Source organism: Methylobacterium sp. NPDC097929 (assembly GCF_049543375.1).
Classification (GTDB): domain Bacteria; phylum Pseudomonadota; class Alphaproteobacteria; order Rhizobiales; family Beijerinckiaceae; genus Methylobacterium.
In genome coordinates, this window is the sequence record NZ_JBMVEP010000001.1 from 311,938 (window position 1) to 335,909 (window position 23,972).

A 23,972-nucleotide genomic window follows, 5' to 3' on the forward strand; every position below is an offset into this window, starting at 1 on the left:
TCGGTGCCGGTCAGGCCGCCGCCCGGCGCCAGGCCGGGAAGGGGTCGGGCAGGTGGCGATAGGCTTCCGGATCGAAGCGGCGTGCGTCGGCCGACCCGACGAGGCAGGCGTCGAGGCTGGCGGTGATCGCGTCCCGGTCCATGCCGCGGCCGATGAAGACGAGTTCCTGACGCCGGTCGCCCCAGACCTCGCTCCAGACGGTGTCGAGGCGCTCGCGGAAGACCGCTTCCTCCGGCCAGCGCTTGCGCGGGACGGCCGCCCACCAGAAGCCCATCGCGCCGATATGGGCGACCGCACCGGCGAGCGAGAAGGCGCCGACCCATTCGGGCCGGGTCGCGAGCCAGAAATGGCCCTTGGCCCGGATCAGCCCCGGCCAGGTCGTGTTCGCGAAGGCCTGGAACCGGGCCGGATCGAACGGGCGCCGCGCCCGGTAGACGAAGGAGCCGATCCCGTACTCCTCCGTCTCGGGGACGTGGGCGTGCGCGCCGTAGAGTTCCTTGAACCAGAGCGGGTGCTCCTGCGCCTTCTCCTCGTCGAACAGGCCGGTATCGAGGATGGCATCCGGCGGCACTCGACTCCGGACGGCTTCCAGGATGCGCGCATCCGCGTTGAGGCCGCGCACCACGGCGCGAACGAGGTCGAGCCGCTCCGGCGGGACATCGCCCGCCTTGTTGATCACCACCACGTCGGCGAACTCGATCTGCTCCACGAGGAGATCCACGAGCGTGCGGGTGTCGTCCGCTCCGGCGGTCTCGCCGCGCTGGCGCAGGAAGTCGTTCGAGCCGTAATCCTTCAGCAGGTTCACCGCATCGACCACGGTCACCATCGTGTCGAGCCGCGCCACGTCGCTGAGTGCGTGGCCGGCCTCGTCGCGGAAGGAGAACGTGCTCGCCACCGGCAGCGGCTCGGCGATCCCCGTACCCTCGATCAGCAGGTAGTCGAAACGGCCCTCGGCGGCGAGGCGGCGCACCTCGGCGAGGAGATCGTCGCGAAGGGTGCAGCAGATGCAGCCGTTCGTCATCTCCACCAGCCGCTCGTCGGTCCGCGAGAGGTTCGCGCCGCCGTCGCGCACGAGGTCGGCGTCGATGTTCACCTCGCTCATGTCGTTGACGATCACGGCGACGCGCCGCCCCTCGCGATTGTTCAGGACGTGATTGAGCAGGGTGGTCTTGCCCGCTCCCAGGAAGCCGGACAGCACGGTGACGGGAAGGCGGGTATCGGTTTGCGGCATCGGGGATCCTACGACTTGTAACATTATAACATTCAAGTCGCAGGGCTGCGTCAAGCGAAAGAATCTGGAATCGATGGTCGACTCGTAGACCGAGCTGCGGGAAAAGGCCTTGACGCAGGACCGCAGTGAAGCGTGCCTCCGATGCCGCGCGTCGTCCCTAACTTCAGGGCGGCGGCCGCGCGGCATTGAAACAGTTAAGGAGTTTCGGGTGCGACCCTGGCGCGAGGGACCGGGTGACCGGCGTGGCTATCACCACGGCAACCTGAAGGAAGCGCTGATCGAGGCTGCGCGCCGCTTCATCGCCGAGCGCGGGATCGGCGGCTTCACCCTGGTCGATGCGGCCCGCCTGGTCGGCGTCACCCCCGCCGCACTCTATCGCCATTTCCGCGGGCGCGAGGCCCTGCTGGAAGAGGTGGCCGGCCGGGGCTTTGCCGATCTTGCCGACCGCTTGGCGCGGGCACTGACCGGCCGCGGCACGCCCTTGGAGCGTTTCACCCGCATGGGTGAGGCCTATCTCGCCTTCGCCGAGGAGGAGCCGGGCTACTACGCGGCGATCTTCGAGGTGCGCGGGCAATCCGCTATGCCCGTGCCGGACCGGCCCAACCCCTTCGACCTTCTGGTCGAGGCCCTGCGCGCGACCTTCCCCGACGGTTTCGACGGCGTCGATCCACGCTTCCTGGCGCTCGAAGTCTGGGCGCTGTCGCACGGCATCGCCACGCTGGCAGCGGCCGGCCAGCTGCCCAAATCGGGGCCCGACAAGTACGAGTTGCTGCGTGCGGGCGTGCTCGCTCTCGTTCATGGCGCCGGAATTCGCGCGAGGGGCGGGACCTGAGCCCTTGAAACCGTCAAGGCGGGCCCGCATGTGAATGTTGTTCACATTCACACCTCGGAGCCTCAAGCCGTGAACACGTCCTCCACCTCTCCCTGGTCCTGCGGCGCGTCTCACCGCAGCGGCCCCTTTCCCAAGCGCTCGCTCGAAATCGGAGCGATCGTCGTCGGCTTCGTCTACTGGTGGCCGATCGCCGTCGCCTACGTCGCCTGGAAGATCGCGGGCTACCCCGCCCTCGGCCAGATGAAGGAGTTCGCCAGGAACGGCAGCTTCAGCTTCGCGGGCGGCAACGGTTCGTCCCGCTTCGCCCGCGCCTTCGAGGCCGCCACGGCCCGGACCGGCACGGGTGCGACCAGCGGCAATTGGGCCTTCGAAGAGTATCGCCGCGCCGAACTGGAGCGCCTGGAGGCACGCCGCCGTGCCCTGCAGGAGGAAAGCCGGGCGTTTGCCGACTTCGTCGAGGAGCTGAAGCGGGCCAAGGACCGCGAGCAGTTCGACGCCTTCATGGCCAAGCGTCGCTCCGAGGGCGGTGGGCCGACCATCGAGGCCTGATCCGAAGGCACGAACCCAGATAGCAGCGCGATCAAGGAAGGGCGCCCCGCCAGCCGGCGGGGCGCCCTTTCTCCGTTCTGAACGATTTGATTGCAGTGCAGCGATTCCGTCGCCCTCGGCGGTTGCCGCGGGCCGGCGACGCCATAACTGCCGTCTCTGGGAACAAGCGGACGCACGGGCGCCTTGTGAGACACGAGAGACGCCCGCCAGCCCGAACGACGTTCGTTTTCCAGTGGAGATCGGTGGCCTGATGCGGCGCGCCCATGCGATGCGGTTCGGCAGCGAGTTTGCCGAGGATGGTGTGCGGTTTGCCCTCTGGGCACCGACCGCCAAGGACGTGTCCCTCGTCGTGGACGGGACCGACCATCCGATCCCCGAGGTCGGCGGGGGCTGGCGCCGCACGACGCTGCCGGGCGTGCGGGCCGGAGCCCGCTACGGCTTCCGCATCGACGGCGGCCTCGTGGTGCCGGATCCCGCCTCCCGCTTCCAGCCGGACGATGTCTCCGAGCCCTCCGAGGTGATCGATCCCAACGCCTACGCATGGTCGGACGGCGCCTGGACCGGCCGGCCCTGGCAGGAGGCGATCGTCTACGAGTTGCATGTCGGCACGGCGACGCCCGAGGGGACCTATGCGGCTCTGGAGAAGCGCCTGGACGATCTGGTCGATCTCGGCATCACCGCGATCGAGCTGTTGCCGCTGGCCGACTTCAAGGGCACGCGCAACTGGGGCTACGACGGCGTGCTGCCCTACGCGCCGGACGCGGCCTACGGTCGGCCCGACGATCTCAAGCGCCTGATCGACAGCGCCCACGCCAAGGGCCTGATGGTTCTGATCGACTGCGTCTACAATCACTTCGGCCCGGCCGGGAACTATCTCCACGCCTACGCCAAGACCTTCTTCACCGAGCGGCACCAGACGCCCTGGGGCGCGGGGATCAACTTCGACGGGCGCGAATCCGGCCCGGTCGTGCGCGACTACTTCATCGAGAACGCGCTCTACTGGCTGAAGGAATATCATTTCGACGGCATCCGCTTCGATGCGGTGCACGCGATCCTCGACGATTCCGAGAAGCATTTCCTGGCCGAACTCGGCGAGACGATCCGAAAGGCCTTCCCGGATCGGCACGTCCACCTGATCCTCGAGAACGAGGCCAATCAGGCTCGCTGGCTGGAGCGGGACGACAGCGGGCAGCCGATCCTGCACAGCGCGCAATGGGCCGACGATCTGCACCATTGCTGGCACGTGCTGCTGACCGGCGAGGATGCCGGCTACTACGAGAGCTTCGCCGACAAGCCGGTCGAGCATCTGGCCCGCTGCCTCGCCGAGGGCTTCGCCTATCAGGGCGAGCCCTTCCCGACCCTCGACAACCATCCCCGCGGTGAGCCATCGGCCCACCTTCCACCCTCGGCCTTCGTCACCTTCCTGCAGAACCACGATCAGGTCGGCAATCGCGCGCTCGGCGAGCGCCTGAGCCATCTTTCCGATCCCAGGAAGCTTGCCCTCGCCCGTGCCGGGCTGCTGCTGGCGCCGCAGATCCCGATGCTCTGGATGGGTGAGGAATGGTCGGCCTCGGCACCGTTCCTGTTCTTCGTGGATTTCGCGCCGGACGAGGAGCTGAACAAGGCCGTGCGCGAGGGACGCCGCCGTGAGTTCAAGAGCTTTGCCGCCTTCGCCGACGACACCTCGGTGATCCCCGACCCGACGGAGGCCAAGACCTTCGAGGATTCGAAGATCGACTGGGACGAGGCCGAGACCGAGCCGCACCGTGCCGTCTGGGCCGACACCCGCAACCTGCTGCAGATCCGTCGGCAGAGCGTGGTGCCGCTGACCATGACCCGCTACCTCGGCGCCAAGGCGGAGATTCCGGCGCCGGGCGTGGTGGACTGCACCTGGCGCTACGAGGGCGGCTGGCTGCGCTTCGTCGCCAATGTCGGCGACGCGGATTTTGAGGCGAGCGCCGCGGAGGGCCAGGTGATCTGGTCGAACGGAGCCTCGCGACAGCTCATGCAGCTTCCCTCCTGGACCGGTGTCTTCCTGATCGGGGGCGGCACGTGAGCGTTCCAGACCAGAGTTCCGCAGACGTGAGTTCCACCGACGTGACTGCCCTCGAACGTCTCGCAAATCTCGTCGGAATCGCGGACGGTTTCACCGACGCCTTCGGGCAGAGGGTCGACACGCCCCTCGAAACCCGCCGCCTGATGCTCGAAGCCCTCGGCTTCACCGCCGGCGAAGACGTGGCGATCCGCGACAGTCTCGCTGCGGTCGAGGCGGTCCGCGGCAACCTGATCCCGCCGCTGATCGCGGCGGAAGCGCGGCGCGGTCTGCGCGTCCCGCTGCGGACGGACGCGTCGTCGGGCGCGGTGGCGTGGCGGCTCGTTGACGAGCACGAGCGCTCCCGCGAGGGGCGGGCGACGCTCACGCTCTCGGAGGAGGGCGCCGGCTTCGATCTGCCGCCGCTGACGCCCGGCTACCACCGGCTCACGGTGAGCGTCGAAGACCGCAAGGCTCAGGCCTGGATCGTCGCCGCACCGCAGCGCTGCTGGCGCCCGCGCGCCTACGCCGAGGACGGGGCCCGCGACTGGGGGCTGGCCGCGCAGCTCTACGGCCTGCGTTCGCCGAGCAATCTCGGCATCGGCACCTACGCCGATGCCGGCCGGGCCGCTCGCGACGCCGCACTCCGCGGCGCCTCGTTCCTGGGCTTGAGCCCGGCCCACGCCCTGTTCCCTTCGGATCGGGCGAAGATCTCGCCCTATTCCCCGTCTTCGCGGCTCTTCCTCGAAACGCTCTACATCGAGCCGGGTGCACTCCCGGGCTTTTCCGGCAGCCGCGCGGCGGAATTGCTGGAGAGCCACCGCAGCCGCATCGAAGCGCTGCGCGACACCTCGCTGGTCGATCATGCCGGCGTCTGGGAGGTGCTCTCGCCGATTCTCGAAGCCTATTGGGCGGATTCGCCGGCACGCGCCGGAAAGGACGCCGGCTTCGAGGCCTTCCGCGAGGAGGGCGGCGAGAACCTTCGCTCGCACGCGACCTTCGATGCCCTGTCCGAGCATTTCCGGGCGCAGGGTGCGCATTGGTTGGGCGATTGGCCCGAGGAGGTTCGCCGGGCCGGCACCGAGGCCGTCAATGCCTTCGCCGAGACCCACGCCGAGCGCATCGCCTACCACCTCTTCCTGCAATATCTCGCCGACAGCCAGCTGAAGGCCTCTTCGGAACTCGCTCTCGAGTCCGGCATGCGGCTCGGGCTCTACCGCGACCTCGCGGTGGGCGCCGATCGGGGCGGCTCCGAGATCTGGTCGCATCCCGAGCGCTTCGCCAACGGCGTCTCCATCGGCGCGCCGCCGGACCTGCTCGCGCCCAAGGGCCAGGATTGGGGCTTGCCCGCCTTCGACCCGCTGGAGATGGAGCGCGACGGCCTCAAGGCGTTCCGGGCCCTGGTGAAGGCGAATATGCGCCACGCGGGCGCGATCCGCATCGACCACGCCTTCCAACTCGCGCGCCTCTTCCTGATCCCGCTCGGGCATTCGGCCCGGGAGGGCGCCTACGTGGCGATGCCGTTCGAGCCGATGCTTGCGGTGCTGCGCCTGGAGAGCCACCGCGCTAAATGCCTCGTCATCGCCGAGGATCTCGGCACCGCGCCGGAGGGCTTCTCCGACGCGTTGATGGCCTCGGGCATCCTCAGCTACCGCATCCTCGCCTTCGAGCGCGAGCAGGGCGGCGCCTTTAAGGCGCCGGAGGCCTATCCGAAGGATGCGCTGACCGCGATCACCACCCACGACCTGCCCACCTTCGTCGGCTGGTGGCGGGGGGTGGACACCGACACGCGCCAGTCGCTCGGCCTCTACGACGCCGAGCGGGCCGAGTCCGAGCGCACGGAGCGTGTCGCGGAGCGCTGGCGCCTGTCGGAAGCCCTGGCGAGCCAGCAACTGCTTCCCAGCTCCGAGCCGCCCGAGCACGCGCCCTTCGAGGCCGCCGCCCGTTATCTCGCCCGTGCGCCCTCGATCCTCACCGCCGTGCAGTACGAGGACGTGGTCGGCGAGCTGAGCCAAGCCAACGTTCCCGGCTCGACCGAGGGCTATCCGAACTGGCGGCGCAAGCTCGACCGCAACCTCGAAGCCATCGCCGCCCCCGGGGGACCGCTCGCCAAGCTCGCAGCCGCCCTCTCGGCGGAGGAGCGCGGTCCGCGCTCGGGCGCCGCCCGCCTCGCCTCGGCCCCGCCGCGGGCGACCTATCGCCTGCAATTCCACGAGGGCTTCACCTTCGCGGATGCGGAGAAGATCGTCCCCTACCTGCAAAAGCTCGGCATCAGCCACGTCTACGCCTCGCCGTTGCAGCGGGCGCGGCCCGGCTCGACCCACGGCTACGACATCGTCGATCACTCGCAGATCAACCCGGAGATCGGTGGCGAGGAGGGGTTCCGCAGCTTCACCGACGCGCTTCACGCGCACAGCCTGAAACTCCTGCTCGATATCGTGCCCAACCACATGGGCGTCGGTGGGGCCGACAATCCGTGGTGGCTCTCGGTGCTCGAATGGGGCGGCCTGTCGCCCGCCGCCAATGCCTTCGACATCGATTGGGAGCGCCTGGGCGCCAACGGCAAGCTGGTCATCCCCTTCCTCGGCGAGCGCTACGGCGAGGCGCTGGAGAAGGGCACGCTGGAATTGCGGTTCGACGAGGCGTCCGGCGCGTTCAGCGTCTGGCACTACGAGCATCAGTTTCCCGTCTGCCCGCTGCAATACCCGACCATCCTCAATCGGGCGCTGGCCGCCCTCGGCGAGGTCGGCGACGACATGTCGGCGGAGGTGCTCTCGATCACCGAGCGCCTGCGCATGATGGGCGAGGAGACGAACCCCGAGCGCCGCCGGGCCATGCCGGAGGCCGCCGAGGCCCTGAAGCGGCAGCTCGCCGGCGCGGTGCGCGCCTCGCCCCAGATCGCCGCCTCGATCTACCGGGCGCTGCACCTGCTCAACGGCAACCGCGATTATCCCGATTCCTTCGGCCCGCTGCACCGGTTGCTGGAGCAGCAATCCTACCGGCTCGCCCATTGGCGCATCGCCTCGAGCGACATCAACTACCGCCGCTTCTTCGACGTGAACTCGCTGGCCGGCCTGCGGGTCGAGTTGTCGGACGTCTTCACGAAATCCCACGACCTGCTGTTCCGCCTCATCGGCGAGGGCCGGATCGACGGCCTGCGCATCGACCACATCGACGGGTTGGCCGATCCGCTGAACTACGCCCGCGCCCTCCAGGCCGCGGTCGGTCCCGGCTTCTACATCGTGGTCGAGAAGATCCTGGAGCCCGGCGAGAAGCTGCGCGACTGGCCGGTTGCCGGCACCACCGGCTACGACGTGCTGAACCAGCTCGACGGTATCCTGGTCGACCAGGCCCTGAAGCCGCGCATCGAGAAGTTCTATCGGTGGGCCACCGATATGGACGAGCCGTACGGCTTCCAGTTCCGCGCCGCCAAGGCCGAAATCCTCGAGATCAGCTTCGCCTCGGAGCTTGAGGTGATGACCGGCGATCTCAAGCAGATCGCCGATTCCGACCGGCGTACGCGCGATTTCTCCACCAACGCGATCCGCCGCGCGCTGATCGAGATCGTGGCGCGCTTCCCCGTCTACCGCTCCTACCTGCCGGGCGATCTCGACGAGACCGAGATCGAGCTGGAGGACGTGCGACTGATCGAGGGCGCCGTGCGCAAGGCCAAGCGTTGGAGCGCCCTGCCGGACCGCTCTGTGCACGATTTTGCCGCGGACGCTCTCCTCGGCCGGATCGATGTCGGCGGTGCGGGACAGCCCGATCCGCAGGTGGTGCTGCGCTTCCGCCGCCGCTTCCAGCAGCTCACTGGCCCGGTGATGGCGAAAAGCCTGGAAGACACGCTGTTCTACCGCTTCGTGGAATTGCTGGCGCTCAACGAGGTCGGCGGCGATCCGGGCGAGTACGGAATCGACCTGGAGCATTTCCACGCCCTCCAGGCCGCCCGTGCCCGCGACTGGCCGAACGCCATGATCACCACGGCGACCCACGACACCAAGCGCGGCGAGGATGCCCGCTCGCGCCAGCTCGCCCTCTCGGAACTGCCGGAGGAATGGGCTCGGGCCTGGGATACGTGGCGGCGCGCGTCCGAGCCGTATCTCGGCAAGGTCGAGGGTGAAGCCGCGCCCGACCCGAACGACCAGTGGATGTTCCTCCAGGCCATTCTCGGGGCGTGGCCCCTGGAGCTTCTGGACAGCGACGATCCGGAGGCGGTCGAGGATTTCCGCAAGCGGCTCGACGCCTATTCCGAGAAGGCTCTGCGCGAGGGCAAGCGTCGCTCGAGCTGGGTCAACGTGGACGAGGCCTACGAGGGCGCGGTCCACGCGCTCTTCGCCGAACTCGTGGCGCCGGGCTCCGACTGCCTCGCCCGGCTGCGGCCCCTGGTGCGGCGGCTCGCCTATCTCGGCATGATCACCGGGCTCGGGCGGACGGTGCTGAAATGCACGCTGCCCGGCATCCCCGACACCTACCAGGGCACGGAGTTCTGGGACTTCTCCTTCGTCGATCCCGACAACCGCCGTCCGGTCGATTACGAGGAGCGGAGCCGGGCGCTGGAAGCCGGCGAGGCGCCGGCCGGGCTGATGGGCACGTGGCGAGACGGCCGGGTCAAGCAGGCGACGCTGGTCCGGCTCCTCGCGGACCGGGCCGCGCGGCCGGCCTTCTACGCCGACGCCGATTACCGGCCGCTCGCGGCCGAGGGCGAGCGCGCGGCCCATGTCGTGGCCTTCACCCGCTCGGCGGCGACCTCCGGCGAGGGCGATCTGCTCGTCGCCGTGCCCCGGCTCGTCGCACGGCTGACGCCCGAATCGGGTTGGACGGGCGAGGCGTTCGCCGGAACCGTCCTGTCCGTGCCGGCGGGCAGCCGGTGGGAGGACGTGATCGGAGGCGGCAGGGTCGATGCGGCGGATGATCGGCTCGATCTCGGTCGGCTCTTTGCGGAGCTGCCCTATCTGGTGCTGCGGCGGACCGCCTGAGGCGGTCCGGCTCATCGGAACGTGCGAGACCTGATGCGACAAGACGGAAGGCGAGCCATGAACGCACCGAGCACCGCGATGACGCCCGCGACGCGGACCGAAGCGGGGACGGTGGCGCTGCCCGCCGCCTTCGCCCCCCGCGCGGAGGGGCCGCGCATCTACAACCTGTTTCCGCTCCTCGTCGGAACGGTCTCGGCTTGGACGGCGGAGCTGCCGCGCATCGCGGAACTGGGCTTCGACTGGGTCTACCTGAACCCGTTCCATCAGACCGGCGGCTCGCGCAGCCTCTACGCGGTGGCCGATCTCGACCGGCTGGACGAGCGTTTCCGCGACGGTGACGGCACGCCCGACGACGAGCAGATCGCCCGCTTCTGCCGGGCGGCGGACTCGCACGGCGTCGCGGTGATGAGCGATCTCGTCATCAACCACACCGCCGACAACGCCCGGCTCTTCCGCGAGCGGCCGGACCTGTTCGTGCGCGACGGCGAGGGCAAGCCGGTCAGCCCCGCGGCGATCGATCCGGACGATCCCTCGAAGCGCACCGTCTGGGGCGACCTGATCGAGCTCGACTACCACTCCGAGCATGCCCGGACCGAGCTGACGCGGATCTTCGACGGCTACATCGCGAAGCTCCAGGGGCTCGGCGTGCGCGGCTTCCGCTGCGACGCCGCCTACAAGGTGCCGCCGGATGTCTGGCGCGCCCTGATCCAGGCGGCCAAGCAGCGCGAGCCCGAGACGCTGTTCGCCGCCGAGACGCTGGGCTGCACCTTCGAGGAGGCGCAGGCCACCGCGGGCGCGGGGTTCGATTACCTGTTCAACTCCTTCGCATGGTGGAACCTCAAGGCGCCCTGGGCCCTGGAGCAGTACGAGCGCCTCCGGGTCGTGGCGCCCTCCATCGCCTTCCCCGAGAATCACGACATGGCCCGCCTCGCCGCCGAGATGACCGGCGACGCGCAGGCGGTCGCCGAGCGGCTGAAGACGCGCTACGCGCTCGCCGCCTTCTTCTCGGCCGGCGTGCTGATGCCGATCGGCTACGAGTGGGGCTACCGCCGCGCGCTGCACGTGGTCGAGACCGACCCGGCTTCGCGCGAACACGATACCGGCATCGACATCTCGGGCTACGTGAAGGCGATCAACGCGCTGAAGGCCGAGATCCCGGCCGCCAATGTCGAGGGTGCGCAGATGCGCCTGTCGGCGCCGGACGCGCCCTTCACCGCCCTGTTCCGCACCGACACCGGCCACCCGGCCTCGGCGCATTCGGCGACGCTGGTTCTGTTCAATCCCGGCGAGAGCCCCGCGCCCGTCGATGCCGGCCGCCTGATAGAGCGCACCGGCGGCCAACTCGCCGCCTTCGTGGACCGCACGCCGGAGGCCGAGCCCATCGCCTTCCATCCCGGCGCCAGCATCGACCTGCGGCCGGGCGAACTGCGCATCCTCGTCGCCGAGCGCGCGAAGGTGGCGGCTCCGCCGCCCGCGACCGTCCCGGACGGCAAGGGACGCGTCGTCATCGAGGCGGTGACGCCGGAGATCGACGGCGGTCGCTCGGCGGCCAAACGTGTCGTCGGCGAGCAGGTGCGCGTCGAGGCCGACATCTTCTCCGACGGCCACGAGATCATCAACGCGGCGATTCTTTCTCGCGTGGTCGGTGAGGAGACCTGGCGCCGCGACCCGATGGTGTTCGTCGACAACGATCGCTGGGCCGGTCACTTCCCGCTCGAGCGGAACGCCCGCTACGAATTCACCATCGAGGCGTGGCGTGACGGCTTCTCCTCGTGGATGCGCGACACGCTGAAGAAGCGCGATGCGGGCGTCGATATCCGCCTCGAGACCATCGAGGGCGTCGAACTGATCCAGATCGCCGAGGATCTGGCGAGCGGGGCGGAAAAGCAGCGTCTCGACGCGCTGATCCGATCGCTGGCCGCCGAGCCGGAGGGTTCGCCCGCCATCCTTGAGAAGATCCTGGCGCCGGAATCGACCGCACTGATCCGGCGCAACGCCGAGCGCGTGAACGCCACGCGCTATCCGGTGAACATCCCGGTCATCGCCGACCGTCTCGCGGCGCGATTCTCCGCCTGGTACGAGATCTTCCCGCGCTCGCAATCGGGCGATCCGAACCGGCACGGTACCTTCGCGGACGTGATCCGCCGTCTGCCCGAGATCCGCGAACTCGGTTTCGACGTGCTCTACTTCACGCCGATCCACCCGATCGGGAAGACCAACCGCAAGGGCAAGAACAACACCTTGAAGGCCGAGCCCGGGGATGTGGGGTCCGTCTACGCGGTGGGCTCGGAGGAGGGCGGCCACGAGGCCGTGCACCCGGAACTCGGCACGCTGGAGGATTTCCGCCAGCTCGTGGCGGCCTCGCACGCCCACGGCATGGAGGTCGCGATCGACTTCGCGATCCAGTGCTCTCCGGACCATCCCTGGATCAAGAACCATCCCGAATGGTTCGAGTGGCGCCCCGACGGCACGCTGAAATTCGCCGAGAATCCGCCGAAGAAGTACGAGGACATCTCCAACGTCCACTTCTACGGCGGCGCGCTGCCCTCGCTCTGGATCGAGCTGCGCGACATCGTTCTCGGCTGGTGCGCGCACGGCGCCCGCATCTTCCGGGTCGACAACCCGCACACCAAGCCGATCCCGTTCTGGGAGTGGATGCTGGCGGAAGTGAACGCTCAGTACCCGGACGCGATCTTCCTCGCGGAGGCCTTCACCCGGCCGAAGATGATGAAGAAGCTCGCCAAGGCCGGCTATCAGCAGAGCTACACCTACTTCACGTGGCGCAACACGAAGCAGGAGCTGACCGAGTACGCTCTCGAACTGGCCGGCGAGATGGGCGAGTATTATCGTCCGAACTTCTTCGCCAACACACCGGACATCAACCCCTACTATCTCCAGACCAGCGGACGGGCGGGCTTCGTCGTGCGCGCGACGCTGGCCGCGACGCTCTCCTCGATCTACGGCATCTATAACGGCTTCGAGCTGTGTGAGGCCGCGCCCTATCCGGGCAAGGAGGAGTATCTCAACTCGGAGAAGTACGAGCTCAAGGCCTGGGATTACGACCGCCCCGGCAACATCCGAGAGCACATCATCAAGCTTAATCAGGCCCGGCGGGACAACCCGGCCCTGTGGGACTTCCGGAACATCCACTTCACGGGAGCCTCGAACGACAGCATCATCGCCTATGCGAAGGTGACGCCCGAGCGCGACAACTGCGTGTTCGTGATGGTCAACCTCGACCCGAAGAACCGTCAGGAATGCACCTACGAGGTTCCGCTCTGGCTGCTCGGCCTGCCGGACGACGGGGCGGTCGAGGTCGAGGATTTGCTGCTGGGTTACAAGTTCGAGCTCTACGGCAAGAGCCACCGGATCGCGCTCGACCCCGCCGACCGCTCGGCCATCCTCTGGCGGATCCGTCCGCGGCGGAATGCCTGACGAAATCCCCGACCTCTGTGCTGCCTCGCGCCGAAGTGTCCTCCACTTTCGGCGCAGGCGGCTCTAGATCGGGCGGGAAACGGCGGTCACCGTCGTGTTCTCGCCAAGAAGCGGGCCGAGGAAGCCCGCAGCCCGGCGCCGCACGGCCCGGTTCCGCTCTCGAAAGTGACGTGAGGCAGCGACGGGATGATCGATCGCAGCGATCCGCAGTGGTACCGTGACGCCATCATCTACCAGATTCACGTCAAGTCGTTCTTCGATTCGACGAATGACGGGATCGGCGATTTCGAGGGCCTGACCCAAAAACTCGACTACGTCCGCGATCTCGGCGTCACGGCGCTCTGGATCATGCCGTTCTATCCCTCGCCCCTGCGCGACGACGGCTACGACATCGCCGATTACCGCGACATCAATCCCTCCTACGGGACGATGGAGGATTTCCGGCATTTCGTGGAGGCCGCCCACGAGCGCGGCCTGCGCGTCATCACCGAGCTGGTCATCAACCACACCTCGGATCAGCATCCCTGGTTCCAGCGCGCCCGCGAGGCGCCGGCCGGGAGCCCGGAGCGCGACTTCTACGTCTGGTCCGACACGGACGACAAGTATTCCGATACGCGTATCATCTTCCTCGACACCGAGGTCTCGAACTGGACTTGGGATCCGGTTGCCAAGCAGTATTTCTGGCACCGCTTCTACTCGCACCAGCCCGATCTCAACTTCGACAACCCGGCCGTGCTCGAGGCCGTGATCGAGGTGATGCGTTACTGGCTCGACATGGGCGTGGACGGCCTGCGCCTCGACGCGATCCCCTACCTGATCGAGCGCGACGGCACGAACTGCGAGAACCTGTCCGAGACACACGACGTCATCAAGGCGATCCGCGCCGCGCTCGACGCCGAGTATCCCGACCGGATGCTGCTGGCGGAAGCCAACCAGTGGCCGGAGGAGACGGCGCAGTATTTCGGCGAGGGCGACGAATGCCACATGGCGTTCCACTTCCCGCTGATGCCGCGCATGTACATGGCGATCGCCCGGGAGGACCGGCACCCGATCACCGACATCATGCGCCAGACCCCGGAAATCCCGGAGGGCTGTCAGTGGGCAATCTTCCTGCGCAACCACGACGAGCTGACGCTCGAAATGGTCACGGCGGAAGAGCGTGATTACCTCTGGTCGTTCTACGCCGCCGAGCGGCGCGCCCGCATCAATCTCGGCATCCGCCGCCGCCTCGCGCCGCTCCTGGAGAACGACCGGCGCAAGATCGAGCTGATGAAGTCCCTCGTCCTGTCGATGCCCGGCACGCCGGTGCTCTACTACGGCGACGAGATCGGCATGGGCGACAACATCTATCTCGGCGACCGCGACGGCGTGCGCACGCCGATGCAGTGGTCGCCCGACCGCAACGGCGGCTTCTCGCGGGCCAATCCGCAGAAGCTGTTCCTGCCCGCGATCCAGGACCCGATCTACGGCTACGACGCCATCAACGTCGAGGCGCAGACCCAGGCACAGACGAGCCTGCTGAACTGGACGCGGCGCATGATCGCGATCCGCAACAACTCGGTGGCGCTCGGGCGCGGCGCGATCCAGTTCCTCTACCCCACCAACCGCAAGGTGCTGGCATGGCTGCGCGAGCATGAGAACGAGCGCATCCTCTGTGTCGCCAACCTCTCGCGCGCGCCGCAGGCGGTGCAGCTCGACCTCTCCGACCTGCGCGGCGCGATCCCGATCGAGCTGACCGGCGGCAGCGCCTTCCCGGCCATCGGCGAGCTGCCCTACCTGCTGACCCTGCCATCCTACGGCTTCTACTGGTTCTCGCTCTCGGTCGCGAATTCCGGCGAGATCGGCCCGCAGCCGGCCACGCCCGAGCTGTTCACCCTGGTGCTCACCGGCGGCGTCGAGACGCTGATCAAGGGCCGCGAGCGCACCGCCTTCGAGCGCACGGTGGCCCCGCCCTTCATCGGCTCGCGCCGCTGGTTCGGCGCCAAGGGCTCGCGCATCAAGGCCGTGCAGGTCGATGACAGCGCCATCGTCAAGGACGCCTCCGGCGAGGGCAAGTTCCTGCTGCCGCGGGTGGCGGTGACGCTCGCCAACGGCGAGCGCCAGGACTACTTCGTGCCGCTCGCGGTCGACGAGGGCCGCGAGGACGAGGCGCTGATGGACCACGCGGTCGCCCGCGTGCGCCGCGGCCCCCGCACCGGCCTGCTCTACGAGGCCGCCGCCGCCGCGCCCTTCGCGATCGCCCTGATCGAGGCCATGCGCGACGGCGTGACGATCCCGTCCGAGCGCGGCAGCATCGTCTTCTCGACGACGAGCGCCTACGATCCTGAGGTGCCCTTCGAGGCCGCCGACGTGCGCCGCCTCTCGGCCGAGCAGAGCAACACCTCGATCGCCATCGGCGCGCGGATGATGCTCAAGCTGCTGCGGCGCCTCCAGCCCGGCACGCATCCGGAGATCGAGATCGGCCGCTTCCTGACGGAAGAAGCGCATTTCCCCAACACGCCGGCCCTGCTCGGCGTGGTGGAGCACGTCTCCGAGGACGGCACCCGCACGGCGCTCGCCCTGCTCCAGCGCTTCGTCCTCAACCAGGGCGATGCCTGGACGCTGATGCTGGAAGGCCTGCGCCGCGACTTCGAGACGGTGGTGCTCGCCCCCGAGAGCGAGGCGCCGCAGCCGGACGAAGCCTTCCACGCGCATCTGCGGTGGGCGGTCCTTCTCGGCCAGCGCACGGCCGAGCTGCACCGGGCCTTCGCCATCGACACCGACGATCCGGCCTTCGCGGTCGAGCCGTTCGGCGAGGCGGATCTCGCCGCGCTGGCAGAGGATGCCCGTCATCAGGCCGCGCGGGCCTTCAAGGGGCTCGACGCCATCACCGCCTGGTCGCCGGGCTCGGCGAGCGAGGCGCTGGCCACCCGCCGCGGCGAGGTCGAGGCGCTGATCGACGAACTGGCCGCCGGCCCCCTGCGCGGCGCCCGCAAGACCCGAATCCACGGCGACTACCATCTCGGTCAGGTGCTCGCCTCCGAGGGCGATCTGGTCATCGTCGACTTCGAGGGCGAGCCCTCGCGGCCGGTCGAGCAGCGCCGCGCAAAGGCGACGCCGTTGCGGGACGTGGCGGGCATGCTGCGCTCCTTCGCCTACGGCGCCGAGACCGTGGTGCGCGAGATCGCGGCCCGCTTCGCCGACAGCGAGGAGCGTGCCCGCAACGCTGCGATCGCGTGGCGTGGCATGATCGATGCAGCCTTCCTCGACGGCTACGGACAGACCGTGGCCGGCAGCCCCGCCGCGGTGGAGGATGCCGAGACGCAGCGCGGCCTGTTGCGTCTGAGCCTGCTCGCCAAGGCGCTCTACGAGGTCGATTACGAGGTCAATAACCGTCCCGACTGGATCGAAATTCCGGCACGCGGTGTTCTCAACATACTGGACGAGGCCAAGCGCGACCGCGCTGCGGCCTGAACGGCACGCGCTCGGGCCGATCCGTATCCCGCGCCGGCCCGACGTGTTTCAAGAGAGGTGACTGGATGACGGCTCTGGACGACAAGGCCGCGGCTCGAAACGAGGGGCAGGCGGCCGCAAACGTCCCGAACAGGTCAGGCTCGACCGAGGCGCCCCGCGCGCCCCGGCCGGCGGATGGGCTCGGCGGAGACCAGGGCGCGCCCCGCGTGGGGCGCCCCGCCTCGCAGCCGCGCGACACGCACCTCCAACCCGATACAATCGCGGCCGTGATGGCGGCCGACCACGGCGATGCGTTCTCCGTTCTCGGCCCGCATCAGGTCGAGCCCGGCTCCTGGGAGGTCCGCGCGGTCCTGCCAGAGGCCAAGGGCGCCCGGCTGATCACGGCCGGCCAGAGCATTCCGTTCGAGCGCCTGCATCCGGACGGGTTCTACGTCGCGAGCGTGAAGAGCGACGGCCGCCCGCTCTACGAGATCGAGGTCGAGTTCTGGGATGGCACCAGCGCCCGGCGCAACGATCCCTACGGCTTCGGGCCCTCCCTGGAGCAGAGTGAGATCGAAGGTCTGCGCCAGGTCGGCAGCAACCTCGTCTACCGCGTGCTCGGCGCTCATCCCGGCGAACTCGACGGCATTGCCGGCTTCCGCTTCGCCGTCTGGGCGCCGAACGCCCGCCGCGTCAGCGTGGTCGGCGACTTCAACGATTGGGACGGCCGGCGCCACCCGATGCGGCTCTGGCTGAACGGCGGCGTGTGGGAGCTGTTCGTGCCGGGCTTGCACGCCGGCCAGAACTACAAGTTCGAGATTCGCGGCCCCGATGGGGCGCTCCTGCCGCTGAAGGCCGATCCGGTCGCCTTCCGCGGCCAGCACCCGCCGCAGACGGCCTCCGTGCTCCACGGCCTCAACGAGCCGCACTGGCACGACAATGCCTGGATGGACACGCGCGGGGAGAAGGACCCGCGCCACGCCGCCATGTCGGTCTACGAGGTGCATCTCGGCTCGTGGGCGCGGGTGCCGGACGAGGGCAACCGCTACCTGACCTACAAGGAGCTGTCCGAGCGGCTGATCCCCTACGTCAAGGAACTCGGCTTCACCCATATCGAGCTACTGCCGATCACCGAGTACCCGTTCGACGGCTCCTGGGGCTACCAGCCGGTCTCGCTCTTCGCGCCGACCAGCCGCTTCGGCACGCCCGACGACTTCGTCGCCTTCGTCAACGCCGCGCACGAGGCGGGCATCGGCATCCTGCTCGACTGGGTGCCTGGCCACTTCCCCCTCGACGCGCACGGTCTCGGCCTGTTCGACGGCACGCATCTCTACGAGCATGCGGACCCGCGCCAGGGCTTCCACCAGGATTGGGGCACCTACATCTACAATTTCGGCCGCACGGAAGTGTCGGCCTTCCTCACGGCCAATGCCCGCTTCTGGCTGGAGCACTATCATCTCGACGGCCTGCGCGTGGATGCGGTGGCCTCGATGCTCTACCTCGACTATTCGCGGCGCGCGGGCGAATGGATCCCGAACCAGTACGGTGGCAACGAGAATCTCGACGCCATCAACTTCATGCGCAAGACGAACGAGGCGACCTACAGCCACGCCCCCGGCACGATCACGGTGGCCGAGGAATCCACCTCCTGGCCCGGCGTCTCGCACCCGACCTATACGGGCGGCCTCGGCTTCGGCTTCAAGTGGAACATGGGGTGGATGCACGACACCCTGAAATACATGTCCGAGGATCCGATCCATCGGCGCTACCACCACCACAACCTGACCTTCGGCCTGCTCTACGCCTTCTCGGAAAACTTCGTGCTGCCGCTCTCCCACGACGAGGTGGTGCACGGGAAGGGTTCGCTGCTCGGCAAGATGCCGGGCGACCGCTGGCAGAAATTCGCCAACCTGCGCGCCTATTTCGGCTTCATGTGGGGGCATCCCGGCAAGAAGCTGCTCTTCATGGGCGGCGAGTTCGGTCAGGAGCGCGAGTGGAACCACAACCAGTCGCTCGACTGGCACCTGCTCGACGACTCCCTGCATGGCGGCGTGAAGGACCTGATCCGCGACCTCAACCACGTCTACACCGCGACGCCCGCGCTCTACGCCCGCGACGTCGAGCCGGGCGGGTTCCAGTGGTTGGTGGCCGACGATTCCGACAACTCGGTCATCGCCTGGGCGCGCAAGGGCAAGGCCGAGGGCGAAGTCGCCATCGTCGTCTCGAACTTCACGCCGGTGCCCCGCGAGGGCTACCGTATTGGCGTGCCGGCGGGGGGCTATTACCGCGAGGCGATCAATTCGGATGCCGCGCGCTACGGCGGCTCCAATGTCGGCAACATGGGCGGCGTGCAGGCCGAGGCCGAGCCGAGCCACGGGCAGCCGTACTCGCTGCGGCTGACCCTGCCCCCGCTCGCGACCCTGATCCTGATCCGCGAGGGTTGAGGCGCCCCGTCCCCGGTGCGGTTCAGCCGCTCCGGGGACCGAACAGGATCACGGCTGTGCCGACGAGGCAGATCGCTCCGCCGGCCAAGTCCCAGCGATCGGGCCGATGGCCTTCGATCCCCCAGAGCCAGAGGATCGAGGCGGCGATGTAGATGCCGCCATAGGCCGCGTAGGTCCGGCCGGCGGCCTCGCTCTCCACGAGCGTCAGCAGGTAGGCGAAGAGCGCCAACGAGAGCAGGCCGGGCGCGAGCCACCAGGCCGACCGCTCCAGCCGAAGCCAAGCCCAGAAGGCAAAGCAGCCGGCAATCTCGGCGAGCGCTGCGCCGGAATAGGCGAGGAGGGTCTTGGTCATCGGCAACGCTTGGAACGGGCCGAGCGTGTTGCCAAGCCGCGGTGATCAAGCTCGATGAGGCGCAGACCTCTCCTCCCCTTGACGGAGGACCTGGGGGCTCAGGGTTGAGACTCAATCGACGAGACCGTGCAAGGGCCGCTGAGGGCTGGCTCTCACGGCAGCGCCGCAGCCAGACCTTCAAGCCGAAAATTTGCTCCGCTTGATTATACGTTAGACAGATTGGATGTCGCCTCCGCCGGTCAGACGACGAAGGCACGGCTGAAGGTCACGGCCAGCCGCAAAAAATCAGAGAAACATCCCTAGTCCTTGAAGATGCTCGTTCCTTTGTCGCGCCTGCCAACGAGTGCCGCTTTCGTCACTGATGACCTCGAACCTCCACTCTGTGCTCAAGTCAATCGTAACCATCATGTGCGCGCTTGTGTAGATCACTTCAGCGGTCCATTCCTGTCCTTTGTGCTCGGCGATCAATCGTGCTCTTGGATCATCCAGCAGCGCGGCATCACGCGGCGCGTCCATGAAAACGCAGTCGATCGAGCCTGGTGGCGGCCATTCACCTGAATGCTTTGTGAATAAGATAAACCCTAGATCTTCTTCATCTTCAGTTCTAATGACGAATGTCGTCATGCCCAAATCCTTCTGGCGCGGAGTGGACGATCGCTACCGCCGTCATTCCATTCAGGTGAGGCAGCAGGATCGGGGGAAAGATGTCGAACAGCCTGCACAGGGCTCCCTGCGCCGGCGTACAACAAGGCTTCAAACGCCGTATGGATGAAGTATGATTTCAACAGATCATGGTCTTCGATCTGTTTCGGATGCCGCAAGGGTCGTCCGCTGAGAATCGATGTTGCAGAGTGGGTTAAGCGAACATCGTGAGGGTCCACAAGGCGTCGGCAGCACTCACCGGGTCACCGCCCGGAAGCCAACCTTCAGCTTGCGTCCATCCCCTCGCCCGCGTGGCCTACCAGCCCCCTCTGCGGCACAGCGCGATGAGATAGCGAAGCCGTGGGTCGGGGTTTCCGCGGCGGATCATCTCGCGCCCGTTGGCGCAGGTCTGCCGGCTTCTCGCGTCGCTCGGCTCGGCGCGTCGCGCCCGGGTGCCCCTGCGCTCGGCGTACCCGCGTTCAGCGTAGCCCCGTGCCATACCGGAGAGAACCTGACCCTGCGCGATCATGCCCGGATCCAGGGCGGGCTGCAGATCCTGCGCGACGGCAGGCGTTGCGATCATGAGCGCCGTTGCCAGGAAGAAGGTCTGCCGCATCATTGTCTCCCGATCGCTGACCGGATCGGGAACACGCCGCTCCGCGCGCGCCCGAAACGGACGTTCCACCTTCGACCCCATCCGGAGTGGGCCTGGGCTTCACCGATAGCCGCAGGCAGACCTTTTCAGGGGCCGCGCCGGGTCGCAAGCCGTTCCCGACATGGTCGAGCTGAGTGGGGTTTGCCCCCAAGTTGCGGTGGAGCGGTTTCGTCCGCGCCACCCCCAACCCTTCCCCCGCAAGGAGAGGGCGATCTTCCGTTCGATCTTATCGAGATCGCGCTACGCGTCGTCCTCCGGGGCGAACACCTCGCCCTTCTCGGCGAGCCGCACATTGGCGCGGTCGGCGGGCAGATCCCTCAGGTCACGATAGTCGCGGATCAGGCGATGAAGGTCGACCCGCGCCGGATCGGAGGGCTTGGGAGCGCCGGGATCGAAGCCCTCCACCACGGTCTCGACGCGGCGGTCGAGGAGTTCGCGGTTCTGCGGGTCGAGCCCTTCGATCCGCGCGAGAAGGTCGGCGATCGCCGCGCGTTTCGTCTCCAGTTCCGACATCGGCCGCCCCGCAAAGTTTATTGCGCGGGGACAGCGCCCGAGCGCCTCCACGGTTCCGTCGCGACGCAGGCTCGGACCTTTGCTCGGACCTTCCGCGGAGGCCGCGGGTTGGTGCGGCATGAGCCTAATTCTGAACGAGGAAACCGACAGACGGCCGGTGGAGCGGCCCCGTTCCGCGCGTCTCTGGCGCCCGCGCCGGGTGCTGGTGACGCCGGCCGCGCTCGAACACGCTCATGGGCAGCAAATCGTCGAGCGGGCCGAACGCCTGGGCCTCCCGGTCGAGCGCCTGAAGAGCAACCGGCTCACCGGGCTGCGCGACGAGGACCCGCGCCGCGCCTACAGGGAGGCGAAGGCGACGCTCGCCGTGGTCACCGCGCCGCCGACCAAGCTGAAGCTGCAGCCGATCCCGCCCAGTGCCGACTGGCGCTTCGACCTCGCCGAGGGCTGCCCGGCCCATTGCCAGTACTGCTACCTCGCCGGCTCGCTCTCGGGACCGCCGGTCACACGCGTCTACGCCAACCTCGACGCGATCCTCGGCAATCTCGGGGGCTATCTCGGCCAGGGCGGGGTCACCAGCGCCTCGGAGGCGCGGGCGGCGGAGGGCACCACCTTCGAGGCCTCCTGCTACACCGATCCGCTCGGGATCGAGCATCTCACTGGCTCGCTCTCGGCAGCGATCCGCCGGTTCGGCGCCTGGGACGCGCCGGTGCAGCTGCGCTTTACTACGAAGTTCGCCGCCGTCGGCCCATTGCTCGACCTGCCGCATGGCGGCCGCACCCGCATCCGCTTCTCGGTCAACGCCGCGTCCGCCGCCCGCTACGAGGGCGGTACCGCGCCGCTGGCCGAGCGGCTCGCCGCGATGGGGGCGGTCGCCCGCGCCGGCTATCCCGTCGGCCTGACGATTGCGCCGATCCTGCCCGTCGAGGGCTGGCGCGATGCCTACGACGCGCTCCTGCGCGATGCGGCCGACGCGCTGACCGACGGACCGGCGCCGGATCTAACGGTCGAACTCATCACGCACCGCTTCACGCCGGGCTCGAAGACGGTTCTGGAAGGCTGGTATCCGGGCTCCGACCTGCCGATGCGCGAGGCGGAGCGCACGCGCAAGTTCACGAAGTTTGGCTCGGTGAAGTACGTCTTTCCGAGCGACCTGATGAGGGAGATGCGGGCCTTCCTCACGGAGCGGGTCGCGGCGCGTCTGCCGGAGGCGCGGGTTCTCTACTGGACCTGAATGCTCTCGCGGCTCCGGATCGATCACCCCTTCGCCATGCGGGCCTGACCCGTGGGGCAGATGTCGAGCAGCGCGCAGCGCCCGCAGGCCGGCGAGCGGTGGAAGCAGACCTGCTGCCCGTGCAGCATCAGCACCTCGTGATTGTCGTAAAGCGCCTGCGCCGACCAATCGTCCGGCAACTGCGCCCGCAGCAGCACGTGGCTCGGGCCGACATCGATCTTGGGCCCGATCAACCCGGTGCGCTGGGCGACGCGGTGGTGGTGGCTGTCGACCGGCAGGGCCGGCATGCGCAGGGTGGAAAAAGAGAGGACCGCGGCGCTCGTTTTCGGCCCGATGCCGGGAATACCCTGGAGCCAGGACCGCGCCGCGTCGACGCCGAGATCCCGCAGGAAGTCGAGGTCGAGCGCGCCCACCCGTTCACGGATGGCGGCGAGCACCGCCTTGATGCGCGGCGCCTTCAACTCCGGCCACGTGACGCCGCGGATGATCGCCTCGATCTCCTCGACCGGCGCCTCCTCCACCGCCGCCCAATCCGGCCAGCGCGCCCGCAGAGCCTCGAAGGCGCGGCCCGAATCGGCGTTGCGCGTCCGGTGCGAGAGCAGGGAGGAGATCAGCTCCGAGAGCGGGTCAAGGCTGTGGAAGTACGGGATCGGGCATCCGTAGACGCCGCAGAGCCGGCGGTGGATCTCCAGCGCCTTCTTTCGCAGCATCTCGGAGCCGGCGGGCTCCTCGACGCGGCGGGTCCGGCGCGTCGCGGGTGAGGGGTGGTCCGGAAACAGAGACATGGAAACCGAATCCGCCAGGGGATTCGGCGGTTCCCGGGCGCGACCTCGGTGCCGCTATTTCGGCAGGGCGTAGATGTTGATGTCGAGCTTGTCGTCCGCCCCCTCGCCCAGGTCGGTGACGTATTCCTCCAGGAAGCGGTCCTGCACCGCGATCTCCTTGGCGTCGAGATAGGCGATCAGGGTCTCGTAGGTGCCGTCGATCTCCTCGTAGGTGCCGCTGTGCTTGAAGCGCAGGGCCTTGCCGCTGGGGCTGGAACCGAACTTCACCCCGTTCGTCTCGACCGCCTGCGCGGGGACGGATTCGATCGGGATCATGGCCTCGTACTGGAAGCCGTCATCCTCGGTCTTGGTGAAGAGCGCGATCGGACGGCCCGCCGGCTTCAGGCCGAGCTTGGCCAGGGTCTCGCCGATGGTCTTGTACGAGGCCCGGAGGTTGGCCCGCGCCTCCTCCCACTTCGTCTCGCCCGCCAGGATGGCGACGGGTTTGGCCGGCAGGGTGACTTCGTCCACGTCGTTGGCCTCGCCCGGATTGGGCACGAGCGTCGGCAGCGTCGAGGGCGGCGGCGTCAGCGAGGGAGCCGCACCGGACTGGGCCGGGCGGGGAATCGGCACCTGCTGGGGCGCGGGCGCGGCCGGATCGGGGCCCGACTTCGCCGTGTCCGGCACCGTCGTCGTCGGCAGCGGGTTCGTTTCGGCGGGGGAGGGGGCGTTGGTGGGCGGCGGCGCGCCCTGGCCGGCGGCGGCGATCGGGAGAAGGGGGGCGAGAGCCAGGAGGCCCGCGGCGAGGGAGGGCAGACGGGTCAAGGCATAAGGCTCCGAGTGGCCGACCCCGCGAAGGTAGGGCCGATGGCTGCGCCGCGCGA

At 68.4% G+C, this 23,972-nt stretch carries 15 protein-coding genes; 8 read left to right on the forward strand and 7 right to left on the reverse strand.

The genetic code is table 11. The features are described 5' to 3' along the window. Positions 1-10: 10 nt before the first annotated feature. The gene (gene zigA, locus ACPCJR_RS01475; protein WP_391511024.1) at positions 11-1,231 is read right to left on the reverse strand and encodes a zinc metallochaperone GTPase ZigA; all 1,221 of its coding nucleotides are present in this window, start codon (positions 1,229-1,231) and stop codon (positions 11-13) included. Positions 1,232-1,439: 208 nt separating this feature from the next. Here zigA and ACPCJR_RS01480 point away from each other — a divergent pair, with 208 nt between their 5' ends. The 7 genes from ACPCJR_RS01480 to glgB all read left to right on the forward strand — a co-directional run bounded on the left by ACPCJR_RS01480 (position 1,440) and on the right by glgB (position 18,931). After that, positions 1,440-2,063 (forward strand): TetR/AcrR family transcriptional regulator, encoded by a 624-nt coding sequence (locus tag ACPCJR_RS01480; protein ID WP_391511023.1) that lies wholly within the window; start codon positions 1,440-1,442, stop codon positions 2,061-2,063. A 69-nt stretch (positions 2,064-2,132) separates the two neighbouring features. Beyond that, entirely contained in the window at positions 2,133-2,612 is a 480-nt protein-coding gene (locus ACPCJR_RS01485; RefSeq protein WP_391511022.1) for a DUF2852 domain-containing protein, read from the forward strand. Between the two features lie 250 nt (positions 2,613-2,862). Further along, a complete protein-coding gene (gene treZ / locus ACPCJR_RS01490) occupies positions 2,863-4,668 on the forward strand; it encodes a malto-oligosyltrehalose trehalohydrolase (protein WP_391511021.1) in 1,806 nt (601 codons plus the stop codon). Between the two features lie 41 nt (positions 4,669-4,709). Beyond that, a complete protein-coding gene (locus ACPCJR_RS01495) occupies positions 4,710-9,620 on the forward strand; it encodes a malto-oligosyltrehalose synthase (protein ID WP_391511222.1) in 4,911 nt (1,636 codons plus the stop codon). Positions 9,621-9,677: 57 nt separating this feature from the next. Then, the gene (locus ACPCJR_RS01500) at positions 9,678-13,055 is read left to right on the forward strand and encodes a maltotransferase domain-containing protein (protein ID WP_391511020.1); all 3,378 of its coding nucleotides are present in this window, start codon (positions 9,678-9,680) and stop codon (positions 13,053-13,055) included. 186 nt (positions 13,056-13,241) lie between these two features. Continuing rightward, positions 13,242-16,508: a maltose alpha-D-glucosyltransferase gene (gene treS, locus ACPCJR_RS01505; RefSeq protein WP_391511019.1), complete on the forward strand. Its 3,267-nt coding sequence runs from the start codon at positions 13,242-13,244 to the stop codon at positions 16,506-16,508. Positions 16,509-16,573: 65 nt separating this feature from the next. Further along, positions 16,574-18,931: a 1,4-alpha-glucan branching protein GlgB gene (glgB, locus tag ACPCJR_RS01510; RefSeq protein WP_391511018.1), complete on the forward strand. Its 2,358-nt coding sequence runs from the start codon at positions 16,574-16,576 to the stop codon at positions 18,929-18,931. Positions 18,932-18,953: 22 nt separating this feature from the next. Here glgB and ACPCJR_RS01515 read toward each other — a convergent pair whose 3' ends face one another. The 4 genes from ACPCJR_RS01515 to ACPCJR_RS01530 form a co-directional block, all read right to left on the reverse strand. Continuing rightward, complete coding sequence (locus ACPCJR_RS01515) at positions 18,954-19,283, reverse strand: YnfA family protein (protein WP_391511017.1); 330 nt, start codon at positions 19,281-19,283, stop codon at positions 18,954-18,956. A 285-nt stretch (positions 19,284-19,568) separates the two neighbouring features. Further along, positions 19,569-19,907: a hypothetical protein gene (locus tag ACPCJR_RS01520; RefSeq protein WP_391511016.1), complete on the reverse strand. Its 339-nt coding sequence runs from the start codon at positions 19,905-19,907 to the stop codon at positions 19,569-19,571. 334 nt (positions 19,908-20,241) lie between these two features. Continuing rightward, positions 20,242-20,541, reverse strand: coding sequence for a hypothetical protein (locus ACPCJR_RS01525; RefSeq protein WP_391511015.1), 300 nt, complete (start codon positions 20,539-20,541; stop codon positions 20,242-20,244). A 279-nt stretch (positions 20,542-20,820) separates the two neighbouring features. Next, the gene (locus ACPCJR_RS01530) at positions 20,821-21,093 is read right to left on the reverse strand and encodes a hypothetical protein (RefSeq protein WP_391511014.1); all 273 of its coding nucleotides are present in this window, start codon (positions 21,091-21,093) and stop codon (positions 20,821-20,823) included. Positions 21,094-21,211: 118 nt separating this feature from the next. On the opposite strand from ACPCJR_RS01530, the gene ACPCJR_RS01535 reads away from it, so the two are divergent. Further along, positions 21,212-22,324, forward strand: coding sequence for an SPL family radical SAM protein (locus ACPCJR_RS01535; protein ID WP_391511013.1), 1,113 nt, complete (start codon positions 21,212-21,214; stop codon positions 22,322-22,324). A gap of 23 nt (positions 22,325-22,347) precedes the next feature. On the opposite strand, the gene ACPCJR_RS01540 is transcribed toward ACPCJR_RS01535, so the two are convergent. Both ACPCJR_RS01540 and ACPCJR_RS01545 read right to left on the reverse strand, forming a co-directional pair. Next, on the reverse strand, positions 22,348-23,109 hold the full coding sequence (locus tag ACPCJR_RS01540; protein WP_391511012.1) for an endonuclease III domain-containing protein: 762 nt from the start codon (positions 23,107-23,109) through the stop codon (positions 22,348-22,350). A gap of 54 nt (positions 23,110-23,163) precedes the next feature. Next, positions 23,164-23,913 (reverse strand): GyrI-like domain-containing protein, encoded by a 750-nt coding sequence (locus ACPCJR_RS01545; protein ID WP_391511011.1) that lies wholly within the window; start codon positions 23,911-23,913, stop codon positions 23,164-23,166. Positions 23,914-23,972: the final 59 nt, after the last annotated feature.